At 71.7% G+C, this 11,875-nt stretch carries 10 protein-coding genes; 8 read left to right on the top strand and 2 right to left on the bottom strand.

The features are described 5' to 3' along the window. Positions 1 to 12: 12 nt before the first annotated feature. From BLS95_RS45310 to BLS95_RS45290, 5 genes are read left to right on the top strand one after another with little or no spacing between them, the layout of a single operon-like run. Positions 13 to 1,485 (top strand): fumarylacetoacetate hydrolase family protein, encoded by a 1,473-nt coding sequence (locus BLS95_RS45310; RefSeq protein ID WP_090945818.1) that lies wholly within the window; start codon positions 13 to 15, stop codon positions 1,483 to 1,485. A gap of 41 nt (positions 1,486 to 1,526) precedes the next feature. Further along, positions 1,527 to 3,035: a 5-carboxymethyl-2-hydroxymuconate semialdehyde dehydrogenase gene (gene hpaE, locus BLS95_RS45305; protein WP_090945890.1), complete on the top strand. Its 1,509-nt coding sequence runs from the start codon at positions 1,527 to 1,529 to the stop codon at positions 3,033 to 3,035. Between the two features lie 41 nt (positions 3,036 to 3,076). Beyond that, on the top strand, positions 3,077 to 4,237 hold the full coding sequence (gene hpaD, locus BLS95_RS45300; protein ID WP_090945817.1) for a 3,4-dihydroxyphenylacetate 2,3-dioxygenase: 1,161 nt from the start codon (positions 3,077 to 3,079) through the stop codon (positions 4,235 to 4,237). Positions 4,238 to 4,274: 37 nt separating this feature from the next. Then, positions 4,275 to 5,060 (top strand): 2-oxo-hept-4-ene-1,7-dioate hydratase, encoded by a 786-nt coding sequence (hpaH, locus tag BLS95_RS45295; protein WP_090945816.1) that lies wholly within the window; start codon positions 4,275 to 4,277, stop codon positions 5,058 to 5,060. Further along, positions 5,045 to 5,848: an HpcH/HpaI aldolase family protein gene (locus BLS95_RS45290; RefSeq protein WP_090945815.1), complete on the top strand. Its 804-nt coding sequence runs from the start codon at positions 5,045 to 5,047 to the stop codon at positions 5,846 to 5,848. The genes hpaH and BLS95_RS45290 overlap by 16 nt, the downstream gene beginning before the upstream one ends. A gap of 68 nt (positions 5,849 to 5,916) precedes the next feature. Here BLS95_RS45290 and BLS95_RS45285 read toward each other — a convergent pair whose 3' ends face one another. Continuing rightward, positions 5,917 to 8,166, bottom strand: coding sequence for an SCO7613 C-terminal domain-containing membrane protein (locus BLS95_RS45285; RefSeq protein WP_176993730.1), 2,250 nt, complete (start codon positions 8,164 to 8,166; stop codon positions 5,917 to 5,919). A 228-nt stretch (positions 8,167 to 8,394) separates the two neighbouring features. Here BLS95_RS45285 and BLS95_RS45275 point away from each other — a divergent pair, with 228 nt between their 5' ends. Both BLS95_RS45275 and BLS95_RS45270 read left to right on the top strand, forming a co-directional pair. Then, positions 8,395 to 8,643, top strand: coding sequence for a hypothetical protein (locus BLS95_RS45275; RefSeq protein ID WP_090945813.1), 249 nt, complete (start codon positions 8,395 to 8,397; stop codon positions 8,641 to 8,643). Between the two features lie 184 nt (positions 8,644 to 8,827). Continuing rightward, positions 8,828 to 9,337, top strand: a complete 510-nt coding sequence (locus BLS95_RS45270; protein ID WP_245765682.1) for a winged helix-turn-helix transcriptional regulator — start codon at positions 8,828 to 8,830, stop codon at positions 9,335 to 9,337. On the opposite strand, the gene BLS95_RS45265 is transcribed toward BLS95_RS45270, so the two are convergent. Next, positions 9,295 to 10,974 (bottom strand): MBL fold metallo-hydrolase, encoded by a 1,680-nt coding sequence (locus tag BLS95_RS45265; protein WP_176993729.1) that lies wholly within the window; start codon positions 10,972 to 10,974, stop codon positions 9,295 to 9,297. The genes BLS95_RS45270 and BLS95_RS45265 overlap by 43 nt on opposite strands. A 194-nt stretch (positions 10,975 to 11,168) precedes the next feature. Between BLS95_RS45265 and BLS95_RS45260 the strand changes: the two genes are divergently transcribed. Further along, positions 11,169 to 11,795: a LysE family translocator gene (locus BLS95_RS45260; protein ID WP_281250114.1), complete on the top strand. Its 627-nt coding sequence runs from the start codon at positions 11,169 to 11,171 to the stop codon at positions 11,793 to 11,795. Positions 11,796 to 11,875 lie beyond the last annotated feature (80 nt).

Here is an 11,875-nt window from a genome sequence, read left to right as displayed (position 1 = left end):
GAAGGCCACACTATGAGCACCGCACCCGCACCCGGTTCCCTGCCCAGCACGCCGGGGAAGATCATCGCCGTCCACATCAGCCACGAGTCCCGCGCAGCGCAGCGGGGCCGCCGGCCCGCCGCTCCCTCGTACTTCTTCAAGCCGTCGAGCTCCCTGGGCGCCTCGGGCGACCCGGTCGAGCGTCCCGAGGGCACGGAGCTGCTCGCCTTCGAGGGCGAGATCGCCCTCGTCATCGGTTCACCCGCGCGAAGCGTCTCCCCCGCCGAGGCCTGGAGACACGTGGCATGGGTGACGGCGTCGAACGACTGGGGACTGTACGACCTGCGCGCCAACGACAAGGGCTCGAACGTGCGCAACAAGGGCCGCGACGGCTACACACCCGTCGGCCCGCGGCTCATCGACGCGCGTACGGTCGATCCCACCGCGCTGCGCGTGCGGACGTGGCTCAACGGCGAGCTGGTCCAGGAGGGCGAGACCGCCGGCCTCATCTTCCCGTTCTCCCAGCTCATTGCCGACCTCTCCCAGCACCTCACGCTCGAGACCGGCGACCTCATCCTCACCGGAACTCCGGCCGGCGCGTCGGTGGCCGTCCCGGGAGACGTCGTCGAGGTCGAGGTCGATGTGCCGGGTGGGCCGAGCTCGGGCCGGCTGACGAGCCGGGTGGTCGAGGGTCCCGGCGGCTTCGATCCCGCCCTCGGTTCGCTCCCCTCGGTCGACGACCGCCAGCGCGAGGAGGCGTGGGGCTCGCGCGAGGCCGCGGGGCTCCCCGCCGCGGCGACCGGTCCGGCCCTGTCCCCCGAGCTGCGCGAGAAGCTGCTCAAGGCGCCCGTCGCCGGGTTGTCGCAGCAGCTGCGCAAGCGCGGCCTCGACCACGTCTCGATCGACGGCGTGCGCACGACCCGGCCGGGCACGAAGCTCGTCGGCGTCGCGAGGACGCTGCGCTTCGTCCCGTACCGCGAGGACCTCTTCGCCAGCCACGGCGGCGGCTACAACGCGCAGAAGCGCGTGTTCGACGCCGTGCGGGAGGGCGAGGTCATCGTCATCGAGGCGCGCGGTGAGCGCGGCTCCGGCACCCTCGGCGACGTGCTCGCCCTCCGCGCCCTCGCCCGCGGCGCGGCGGGTGTCGTCACGGACGGCGGCGTACGCGACTATGCGACGGTCGCCGGCATCGACCTGCCCGTCTTCAGCCAGGGGCCGCACCCCGCCGTGCTGGGCCGCAGGCACGTGCCGTGGGACGCCGACCTCACGATCGCGTGCGGCGGCGCCACGGTCCAGCCGGGCGACATCGTCGTGGGTGACGACGACGGGGTCGTGGTGATCCCCCCGGCGATCGCCGAGGAGGTGGCCGACGCCGCGCTCGCCCAGGAGACCGAGGACGCGTGGATCGCCGAGCAGGTCGCCGCCGGTCACCCCGTCGACGGCCTGTTCCCCATGAACGCGGAATGGCGCGCGAAGTACGAGGCAGCCGCCAGGGCCAGGGCCTGATGACCGTCCACTCTCAGCTCACCTCCGAACGGGAAGATCACATGACCGACACCGCGACCTCCGTCCGGCACGTCCCCGCCGACCTGCCCGCGCGCATCCGGCACTACATCGACGGAGAGTTCGTCGACTCGCTCGACGGCGACACGTTCGACGTGCTTGATCCCGTATCGAACGAGGTGTACGCGCAGGCCGCGGCCGGCAAGAAGGCCGACATCGACCGCGCCGTGGCGGCGGCCCGCCGGGCGTTCAGGGAGGGCCCGTGGCCCCGGATGCTGCCGCGCGAGCGCTCGCGCGTGCTGCACCGCATCGCCGACCTCGTCGAGTCCCGCGACGCCCGCCTCGCCGAGCTCGAGTCGTTCGACTCGGGTCTGCCGATCACGCAGGCGCTCGGCCAGGCGCGCCGCGCGGCCGAGAACTTCCGGTTCTTCGCCGACCTGGTCGTCGCGCAGGCCGACGACACCTTCAAGGTCCCCGGCCGCCAGATCAACTACGTCAACCGCAAGCCGATCGGCGTCGCGGGACTGATCACGCCGTGGAACACGCCCTTCATGCTGGAGAGCTGGAAGCTCGGCCCCGCCCTCGCGACGGGCAACACCGTCGTGCTCAAGCCGGCCGAGTTCACGCCGCTGTCGGCTTCGCTGTGGGCGGGGATCTTCGAGGAGGCGGGGCTTCCCCAGGGCGTCTTCAACCTGGTCAACGGCCTCGGGGAGGACGCCGGCGACGCGCTCGTGAGGCACGCCGACGTGCCCCTCATCTCGTTCACGGGCGAGAGCCGTACGGGGCAGATCATCTTCGCCAACGCCGCCCCGCACCTCAAGGGCCTGTCGATGGAGCTCGGCGGCAAGTCGCCCGCCATCGTCTTCGCCGACGCCGACCTCGACGCCGCGATCGACGCGACCATCTTCGGGGTCTTCTCGCTCAACGGCGAGCGCTGCACGGCGGGCAGCCGCATCCTAGTCCAGCGCGAGGTGTACGAGGAGTTCGTCGAGCGGTACGCCGCGCAGGCCAAGCGCGTGAAGGTCGGCTACCCGCACGACCCCGCCACCGAGGTCGGCGCGCTCGTGCACCCCGAGCACTTCGAGAAGGTCATGAGCTACGTCGAGCTCGGCAAGGGCGAGGGCCGCCTGGTGGCGGGAGGCGGACGCCCCGAGGGCTTCGAGTCCGGCAACTTCGTCGCCCCGACCGTGTTCGCCGACGTGGCCCCCGGCGCCCGCATCTTCCAGGAGGAGATCTTCGGCCCGGTCGTCGCGATCACGCCCTTCGACACGGAGGAGGAGGCGCTCGCGCTCGCGAACGACACGAAATACGGTCTCGCCGCCTACGTCTGGACGAATGACCTCAAGCGCGCCCACAACTTCGCCCAGGCCATCGAGGCGGGCATGGTGTGGCTCAACTCCAACAACGTCCGCGACCTGCGTACGCCCTTCGGCGGTGTCAAGGCGTCGGGCCTCGGACACGAGGGCGGCTACCGCTCGATCGACTTCTACACCGACCAGCAGGCCGTGCACATCACGCTCGGCGAGGTCCACAACCCCACCTTCGGCAAGTAGGCAGCACGCCCCCCATCCGTCACGAAAGCAAGGACGCTGACATGACCGTCCACGACCGTACCCCGACCTCCTCCGGCTTCTCCGTCAGCCAGGAAGCTCCGATCCACGCGGAGAACCCCGTCCCCACGCCCTCCTCGCCCGCGCCCGACATCCTGCGCTGCGCCTACATGGAGCTCGTCGTCACCGACCTGGCCGCCTCCCGCGAGTTCTACGTCGACGTGCTGGGCCTGACCGTCACGGAGGAGGACGACGAGGCGATCTACCTGCGCTCGCTGGAGGAGTTCATCCACCACAACCTCGTGCTGCGCAAGGGGCCCGTCGCCGCCGTCGCGGCGTTCTCGTACCGGGTCCGGACCCCCGAGGACCTGGACAAGGCCGTCGCCTTCTACAGCGAGCTGGGATGCCGCGTCGAACGCCGGGCGGACGGCTTCGTCAAGGGCATCGGTGACTCCGTGCGCGTGGAGGACCCGCTCGGCTTCCCGTACGAGTTCTTCCACGCCGTCGAGCACGTCGAGCGCCTCGCCTGGCGTTACGACCTCCACACGCCCGCCTCCATCGTCCGCCTCGACCACTTCAACCAGGTCACGCCCGACGTGCCCAAGGCCGTCCGGCACTACCAGGACCTCGGGTTCCGCGTCACGGAGGACATCCAGGACTCCGACGGCGTCGTCTACGCCGCGTGGATGCGCCGCAAGCCCACCGTCCACGACACCGCGACGACGGGCGGCGACGGTCCCCGTATGCACCACGTGGCGTTCGCCACGCACGAGAAGCACAACATCCTCGCCATCTGCGACAAGCTCGGCGCGCTGCGCCGCTCCGACGCCATCGAGCGCGGCCCCGGCCGGCACGGCGTCTCGAACGCGTTCTACCTCTACCTGCGCGACCCCGACGGCCACCGCGTCGAGATCTACACCCAGGACTACTACACGGGCGACCCCGACAACCCCGTCATCACGTGGGACGTGCACGACAACCAGCGCCGCGACTGGTGGGGCAACCCGGTCGTGCCGAGCTGGTACACCGAAGCCTCGCTCGTACTCGACCTCGACGGCAACCCGCAGCCCGTCGTCGCCCGTACCGACGCGAGCGAGATGGCGGTCACGATCGGCGCCGACGGCTTCTCCTACACCCGCAAGGACGACACCGAGGGGATGCCCGAGTACAAGCAGGGCGAGTACAAGCTGGGCCACCAGCTCTAAGAGGTCCCCCGCGCCGCCTTCTCACGGAAGAGTCATCATGCTGACGAAAGACACCATCACGTCCCTCGCGGAGGAGCTCGCGGAGGCGGAGCGGACGCACGGGGTCATACCGCGCATCACCGCGCGGTTCCCCGAGGCCACGATCGAGGACTCCTACGCCATCCAGGCGGTGTGGAAGGAGAAGAACCTCGCGGCCGGGCGTCGCCTCGTCGGCCGCAAGATCGGGCTCACCTCCCGCGCCATGCAGGCCGCGACCGGCATCACGGAGCCCGACTACGGCGTCATGTTCGACGACACCGTGTGGGAGAACGGCGCGCGCATCCCGCACGACCGCTTCTCCAACGTCCGCATCGAGGTCGAGCTCGCCTTCGTCCTGAAGGAGCCGCTGGAGGGCCCGGACTGCACGCTGTTCGACGTCCTGCGCGCGACGGAGTACGTCACGCCCGCTCTGGAGGTGCTCAACTCCCACATCGAGCTCGAAGGCCGCACGATCGTCGACACCATCTCCGACAACGCCGCCTATGGCGGGCTCGTACTCGGGGGCAATCCGGTGCGGCCCGACGCGGTCGATCTGCGGTGGGTGGCGGCCCTCCTCTACCGCAACGAGACGATCGAGGAGACGGGCGTGGCCGCCGGGGTCCTGAACCACCCGGCGTCGGGGGTCGCGTGGCTCGCCAACAAGACGCACCGGCACGGCGATCGCCTGGAAGCCGGGGAGATCATCCTCGCCGGCTCGTTCACCCGTCCCGTATGGGTGGACAAGGGCGACACCGTGCTGGCCGACTACGGACCGATGGGGACCATCTCATGCCGCTTCGTCTGAACCCGACCCTCCGCGATCGTCTCGCCGCGGCCGAGCGTCCGCTGTTCGGCGGATGGGTGTGCTCCGGCTCCCCCGTCATGGCCGAGATCATGGCGGGCTCGGGCCTCGACTGGGTGCTCATCGACATGGAGCACTCCCCCAACGGCCTGGAGTCCACGCTCGCGCAGCTGTACGCCGTCTCGGCCTACCCCGTCACGCCCGTGGTGCGCGTCCCCGCCGCCGACCCCGTGATGATCAAGCAGGTCCTCGACCTCGGCGCCCAGACGATCCTCGTGCCGATGATCTCGACCCCCGACGAGGCCGGAGCCGTCGCGGAGGCGACGCAGTACCCGCCCGCGGGCCGTCGCGGCGTCGGAAGCGCCCTCGCCCGCTCCGCCCGCTGGAACCGCGTCGACGGCTACCTCCAGAACGCCGCCGACCACGTCTCCGTGTTCGTGCAGATCGAGACGGCCGAGGGCGCCGCGGCGGCGGAGGCGATCGCGTCGACCCCCGGCATCGACGGCGTCTTCGTCGGTCCGAGCGACCTCGCCGCCTCCATGGGCGTCCTGGGGCAGCAGACGCACCCCGACGTCGTCGCCACCGTCCGCCGCGCCTTCGACGGCGTCGCCGCCGCGGGGAAGCCGGTCGGCGTCAACGCCTTCGACCCGGACACGGCACGCGCCTACGCGGACGCCGGGGCGCGCTTCGTGCTCGTCGGCGCCGACGTCGCCCTGGTCGCCCGCGCTTCCGAGGCCCTCGCGGCCACCTTTATCCACGGCCCGGCCGACGCGGCACGCGCCTCGTACTGACCACATATCCGTGCCGCGCCACTCTGGTGGCCGGCACCGGATCTCGTCATCGGCGGGCCGTCGGATCGTCAACCCATTCTCGTCAGGGTGTCGCGCAACCGGCGCAGGTCCCGCATGCGGGCCTCGTACGTCGCCCCGACCACCACGAGCAGCAGCCCGCCCACGGCGATCGGCACCCAGCGCGGCACCGTGAGGAGCATCTCCGACACGTACGGGGCCAGCTCCCGCACCGCGACCCCGGCCACCACGACGGCTCCGACCGCCGTGGGCGCCTGGAGCCGGAACCGGGCCCCGGCGAACAGCACCGCCAGCGCAAGCACGCCGAGCGCCAGCGACCGTCGCCATTCCACGTCCGCGTAGACCGCCACCAGGCTGGGCAGCATCGTGAAGGAGAGTCCCGCGCCGTAGGCCGCCCAGGACGAGACCGGTGCGCCGCCGCGCCGCCGCCACCAGCCGGCTCCCAGCAGGACCAGCGAGCACGGCACCGTGTACGCCTCGACGACGGTGACCTCGTCCGCCCCCAGCCGCAGCCACGAGGCCAGCAACAGCAGGAACGCGCCGGTGTACCTGAGGCCGTTCACGCCGCCTCGGACGACCGGACCCGTCCGCGGCGACATGAGCAGCACCAGCACCCCGGCCACGGCGAATCCCACACTCACCGCGACCAGGACGCGCAGGCCGAGCGAGAAGCCCGCTGCCACCGCCTCCAGCCCGAGGAACAGCGCGGCGAAGCCCAGCCCCCAAACCCGCAGCTCCTTCAGCCTGCCCCCCAGCGCCATGGCCAGGGCGGCCACCGCCAGGATCGGCAGCACGATCAGCGTCGCCGGCTCACTCCCGAACGCGTACGCCGCCGCCCGCACCGCGGCCGGACCGGCGACGATCGCGCACGCCATCCCCCACCAGGGCGCTCGGCTCAGTGTGGCGACCACGGCAAGACCGACGGCCAGCACCACCTGCACCACCACCGCGGCCGGGTAGGGCGTCACGAAGGCATGGGTGGCGACCGCGACCATGAGCACCCCGAACCCCAACGCCCCAACCACCGCCGCCCTCACCGGCCACCCACCGGCGCCGCCCAAGACCGCCCCCACCTTCACCGGCTCACCAGTCCCGGGCCCGGCCGCCGCCTTCCCCGACTCACCAGCCCCGGACCCGGCTGCCGCTGCCTTCACCGGCCCGCCGGTCCCCGGCCCGACCGCCGCCGCCCTCACCGGCCACCCGCGGGTGCCGTGCACGACCGCCGCAGCCAGGAGGCCGGCCGCCACCGTGCCCAGCAGCACCACGTCCGCCGGTGAGGCCATCTCGAACGGCTCCCACTGCCGTCCGTTCCACGTGCCCGTCCAGAGCACGTCCAGCCAGGCGAGCGGCGCCGCCAGCGTGACCGCGAGCCGAGGCAGCAGGGTCAGCGTGGTCAGCAGCGCCACCAGTCCGCCGGTGGCCATGGCCGCCAGCCGTACCTTTCGCCAGGGCAGCCAGGCGGCGGCGAGCACCACCGCGAGTGCCGGGACGAGGTAGGCCAGAGGGCGCCAGTCCGTGCCCGGACCGTCCAGCATCGGCTGCACGAGCGCGGCCGGCACGGCGATCAGCGTGAGCGCGGTTCCGGCGGTGACCCCGGCGGCCCAGGTCTCCCCTTCGGCCCTGCCCGGCCTGGCCAGCAGCCATGTCACGAACCCGCCGAGCAGAGCCAGCGCGACCAGCGGCGCCGATCTGACCAGGGCCTGATCGACGGACGGAGACCCCAGCGCGTACGGCACGCCGCCGAGCAGGGCGAGGGTCGTGACCCCGCTGCCGGCCAGGGCGGCCGTCACCCGCACCGCTTCCCGGCCGTAGCGGACCAGTGCGACGTCCAGCGCCGCCGTGGCCACCAGCATGGCCAGCAGCCACGTCTCCGACCAGTCGCCGGCCAGCAGCGGCAGGATCGGCTGCGCCAGCACCACGGCGACCGGAGCGGGCCCGCGAAGCCGGGTGACCCGGGCATAGGCCGCCAGGATGAGCGCGGTGAGCCCGAGCACCCCGGCCGTGTAGTGCAGCACGTCGAGGGCGTCGATCCCGAGGAACCCCACCCGCCTGGCCGCGTAGCCGTCGAGCAGCAACAGTACGACCGCGAGCCCTGCCACCGTCTCGGCCGTCGCGGTGAGCCTTCGCCGGATCAGCAGGACCGGCGCCAGCATGACCAGCGCGGTGAACGCGGCCAGCACGGCCGCGCGCCCGCCGATGCCCAGCCGCCCCCAGCTCACCACGGTGAACACCACCGCCGCCACCGTCAGCAGCAGACCACCGAGGATGAGCAGGACATTCTTCGCAGCACCGGAAGACACCTCCCGCGTCGGCCCACCGGCCCCCACAACCCCAGGCCCGGCCCCCGCAACCCCGGCCCCCGCAACTCCCGACCCTGCAACCCCGGGCCCCGCAACCCCGGACCCGGCCACCGCCGCCGGGTACGGCGGCGGCGCACCCGCACCAGGAGGCACCGCCCCCGCAGGCCGCTGCCCCACAGCGTCCGCGCCCGCCGCCCCCTGACCCCCGGCAACCGTGCCCGCCGCCCGATGACCCACCGTGCCCGCCGCCGCCTGACCCGCCGCATCCGCGCCTGGCGCCGCCTCACCCACGGCATCCGCGCCGGCACGCAGGGCGCGAATCAGTTCCGTACGGCGGGCCTGCAGCCGCGCCTGTTGATCGCTCAGCCCGGCGAGAGCCTGGTCCACCTGCCAGAGCTCGTGCGCCACAGGACCCCGCAGCGGCAGCGCACACCCCGGGCACCTGAACTCCGGCTCCTGGGACCCGGCTGCGGATAGGTCCGCACCGCAGTCCGGACATCTCATGCTTCCACGCACCAACACTCCGTTCACCGTGTCGAGATGACCCACATATCACCGCGACACCCTTGCGAAGCGCTATCACGGGGATCCATGAGCGACCACCACCGCCACCACCCTGCGCGAAGTGGACGAAGACACCCCTGGCCCCAACATTTGCGTGATGCAATCGACGTACGATGAGGGCATGTTGCCGCGCACCTACGAAGGACAGGTCTGCTCGATCGCCCGCACGCTGGAGGTGGTCGGCGAGCGCTGGAGCCTGCTGATCATGCGCGACGCGCTGCGCGGTACCCGCAGGTTCGAGGATTTCCGGGCCGCCCTCGGCATCGCGCACAACATCCTGTCCGATCGCCTCGGCAAGCTCTGCGAGGCGGGCATCCTGGAGCGGTGCCTCTACCAGACCAGGCCGGATCGTTACGAGTACCGCGTGACCTCCGCCGGCCTGGACCTGTGGCCAGTGATCATGTCGTTGCTGCTGTGGGGCGACCAGCACCGGGCGCCCGACGGCCCGCCGCTGCTGGTGCTGCACCGAGGCTGCGGCGGGCCGCTGCAGCCCGGGCTCACCTGCGGCCGCTGCGGCAAGCCGCTCGGGCCGCTGGACTGCGACATGGAGCCGGGACCGGGAGCTCAGCCGGCGGGGGCCAGCGTCAGCCCGGCGAGCCCGGCGTAGTAGGCGAACTTGAACGGGTCGAAAAACTGGTTCCGCTCGACGAGCGCGAGCAGAAGCCGCTCCCGCAGGGAGGCGAGAGCCGGGGCGAGCGGGTGGCGGAGCAGCCCGTACTCGGTGATCCGCAGTGCCAGAGCGGGCTCACCGCGGTCCAGCAGTTCCTCGCCCGCTGTGGCGAAGGCGTCCGGGTTTCCGCCGCCCAGCAGGTCCAGCGCGCCGGCCCACTCCTCGGCGGAGAAGTGCTCCACCCCCGTCCCGTCGGAATGCCAGTAACCCGTCGCCTGATGGTGCACGCGCTGGACGAAGCCGTCGCGCATGACCAGGTACGGGTTGATCGCGGCGGGGTGGTCGCGTAGGACCTCGGGCAGGTGGTCGAGGTCGAGCAGTTCGACCAGCGGGCGTCCGTCGGCGATGCCCGCCAGGACGGCGGCGTGCAGGTCGCGCAGGGCGGCCAGCAGGCCGGGGAAGGTCTCGGCCGTGAAGTTGACGGTCAGCGCGGTGTGCCCGTGGACCAGCACCTGGGGCCGCAGGTCCTGGACCGTCTGGATGGCCTCGAACAGGCCCTCGGCCGAGCCTTCCGGGAAGAACGGCGCGCCGAGGTAGGGCATGCACATGTCTCCGGTGAACACCACGTCCTGACCCGGCAGGTGGATGAGCAGCCCGTCGGCGCTCTCCCCGCCGCGGATCGGGATGAGGCCGAACTCGACCCCACCGATGGTCACCGCCTCGGCCCGGCTCACGAGCCGGTCCGGCACGACCTGCTTGCGGTGATCCGTGTCGCGCGGCAGAAGGTACGGGAACGGCGGCGGGCTCGCCGCCTGCAGCCTGAGCTCGTCGGGAAAGCCGGCCTGGGCGATGACCTGGCCACCGTCCTTGGTGAGCGCTTCCAGGCCGCCGACGTGATCGAAGTGCGCGTGGGTGAGGATCACGTGGGTGATCGGCTCCTCCGTGATCGCGCGCAGGTCCCTCAAGGCGGCTTCCACGTGGCGGGGATCGCTCCCGGCGTCGATCGCGACGACGCCCGTGCCGGTGATGACGAAGGCGAAGTCGGCGAAGTCGTACCCCTGCGCGACATGGACCCCGGGTGCCGCCTCCACCAGGCGGGGCGGGCCGAAGCGCAGTCCGTGGTCGGCGTCGGCCAGATAGTCGGTGACCAGCGCCACGTCATAGCCGTGCCCCACCCGCTCCTGGGCGTCCAGCGCGTCCTGCGTACGGCCCGCGCACTCGTAGCCGCGGGCCAGCGACCGGTGGACCGCGTGCATGAACCCCGGGGGGAATTGGTCGCGCACCGCGAGCACGAACTCCAGGTCCGCGATGACGGTCTCGGCCCGGCCGGCGCAGTCGGGGAAACCCGCCAGCGTGGTGCCCCTGAAGAAGTGCGGCAGGCCGAGGTCGCGCTCGGTCGCGCGATCCAGATCGGCGAGCGCCTCCTCGACCGGCCCTTCGAGGTGGGCCTTGAAGACGCCGGTCAGGCTCTGAGCCAGAGCGGAATCCGGCCGCTCGGCACTGAGAGCGGCGAAGTGCTCAAGCCCTTCACGGTAGCGGCGCGCCGACAGCAGCTGAACGGCCAGCAAGGCCAGCAGCCGATCGGATACGCCTGGCCATCGGGTGGCGCGGAGCAATGCCCTGCTCTGTTTCACGGCATCTCCTTCAGGTAGGGAGGCCCAGTAAATAGCGTGATGCAAGCAACCATAGAGCTTGTTACTTGCATCATGCAATCGAGCAGGATCGGCTAGCCATCGGTGGTTTTCCGCCGTGCTGCGCCTGCTGCGCCCGTCCAAGCTCATCCCCGCTGGGCTTACCTGAGGGCCGGGTGTGAACGCATACTCTGACGGTGACAGCTTTGATCGCATTCATCGGCGTTTCCGTTGTCGTCATCTGCACACCTGGGCCTGACACCGTGTTGACCATGCGCAACGCCTTCTCCGGCGGCCAGCGCAGTGGGATCTGGACCGCCGCGGGGGTCGCACTGGGGCAGGCCGTCTGGACGGTTGCCGCGAGCCTGGGCGTCGCCGGCCTGGTCCACGCCTCCGCGCCGGCGTTCCTGACACTGAAGTACGCCGGCGCCGCGTACCTGTGCTACCTGGGACTGCAGTCGCTGCGTTCCGCCTGGCGCGGCGGCGGCGCGCCGCACGCGCCCGAAGTCGTCCAGCAGCGGCTCACCGCCGGCCGGTCGCTGCGACAGGGACTGATCAACGACCTGGCCAACCCCAAGATGGCGGCGTTCTTCATGAGCCTGCTGCCGCAGTTCGCCCCGGCGGGCGGCGGGGCGTTCGCCGCGATGCTGGGGCTTGGCCTGCTGTTCTGCCTGCTGACCTTTGCCTGGCTGGCGCTCTACAGCCTCGCGATCGGCCGGGCGCGGGCGTGGTTCGCCCGTGCGGGTGTGCGCAGAACCCTGGACGCAGTGAGCGGGTGCCTGCTGATCGCCTTCGGAGCACGACTGGCCGTCACCGACCGCTGAGCGGGACTCCCACCTGGCATGCGAGGCGACGGACATGCCGGCAGAGCCCTCCCTGTGACGGCGGCGCCGGGGTCACGTCG

The sequence above is a fragment of the Nonomuraea jiangxiensis genome (assembly GCF_900099965.1).
Taxonomy (GTDB): Bacteria; Actinomycetota; Actinomycetes; order Streptosporangiales; family Streptosporangiaceae; genus Nonomuraea; species Nonomuraea jiangxiensis.
The sequence above is the reverse complement of the archived record's forward strand: the minus strand, read 5'-3'. Positions and strand labels throughout refer to the sequence as shown.

Excerpts from the sequence above, each read along its gene's own strand:
- hpaD (WP_090945817.1), top strand. The coding sequence starts at position 3,077 with ATGACCGTCCACGACCGTACCCCGACCTCCTCCGGCTTCTCCGTCAGC.
- hpaE (WP_090945890.1), top strand. The coding sequence starts at position 1,527 with ATGACCGACACCGCGACCTCCGTCCGGCACGTCCCCGCCGACCTGCCC.
- hpaH (WP_090945816.1), top strand. The coding sequence starts at position 4,275 with ATGCTGACGAAAGACACCATCACGTCCCTCGCGGAGGAGCTCGCGGAG.
- BLS95_RS45275 (WP_090945813.1), top strand. The coding sequence starts at position 8,395 with ATGACCCACCGTGCCCGCCGCCGCCTGACCCGCCGCATCCGCGCCTGG.
- BLS95_RS45310 (WP_090945818.1), top strand. The coding sequence starts at position 13 with ATGAGCACCGCACCCGCACCCGGTTCCCTGCCCAGCACGCCGGGGAAG.
- BLS95_RS45270 (WP_245765682.1), top strand. The coding sequence starts at position 8,828 with ATGCAATCGACGTACGATGAGGGCATGTTGCCGCGCACCTACGAAGGA.
- BLS95_RS45290 (WP_090945815.1), top strand. The coding sequence starts at position 5,045 with ATGCCGCTTCGTCTGAACCCGACCCTCCGCGATCGTCTCGCCGCGGCC.